Raw genomic sequence first — 626 nt, forward strand, 5'->3', positions numbered from 1 at the left:
CTGGCGCAGGGACGCGGCGGGGTGGATCGTGACCACGGACGCCACCACCGCCACGCCGTCGCAATGATGGGCAGGCTGGAACAGGGACGCCTCGGCGAAGCTTTCCCCCGGCCCCGCCCGGTGCAGCACGGCGCCGCGCCCCTCGGCCGAGACGCGGCGTAGTTCCAGCGCGCCACGACGCACCAGCACCAGGCCGATCGCGGGGTCGCCGGCACGGAACAGGATCTCGCCGGCCGCGAGGCGGCGATCCTGGCCATCGGGCAGCATCGGCAGGGTCATGTGACCGGGATCATACCCGCCACCCCCCGCCCCGCGATAGGCCGCCCGCGCCATACAGGAGACGACTGATGATTCGCCTGACGCTCGCCCTGGCTGCCCTCGCTTTGGCCGCCTTCCCCCTGCCGGCCGCCGCCCAGCACAATCACGGCGCCCATCACCACGGCCGCCCGCCGCAAGCGGCGGCGCAGCCCTATGCCGGACTCCAATCCCGCACGGTCAAGTCGCTGAGCGCCGAACAGGCGGCGGACCTCGCCGCTGGGCGCGGCATGGCGCTGGCGCTGGCGGCGGAGCTCAACGGCTATCCTGGCCCGATGCATGTCCTGGAACACGCCGAGGCGCTGGGCCTG

General features: G+C 73.6%; 2 protein-coding genes. One reads left to right on the forward strand and one right to left on the reverse strand.

Annotated elements, in window-relative coordinates; all coding sequences use genetic code 11:
• A partial coding sequence (locus tag ACLD7X_RS17855; protein ID WP_411425033.1) for a cyclic nucleotide-binding domain-containing protein occupies window positions 1–279 on the reverse strand: 279 nt, incomplete at its 3' end.
• A gap of 68 nt (window positions 280–347) precedes the next feature.
• Between ACLD7X_RS17855 and ACLD7X_RS17860 the strand changes: the two genes are divergently transcribed.
• Window positions 348–626: hypothetical protein (locus ACLD7X_RS17860; protein ID WP_425625461.1), on the forward strand; the 279-nt coding region annotated here is incomplete at its 3' end.

Source organism: Aphanothece microscopica RSMan92, from assembly GCF_046613545.2.
Classification (GTDB): domain Bacteria; phylum Cyanobacteriota; class Cyanobacteriia; order PCC-6307; family Cyanobiaceae; genus NIES-981.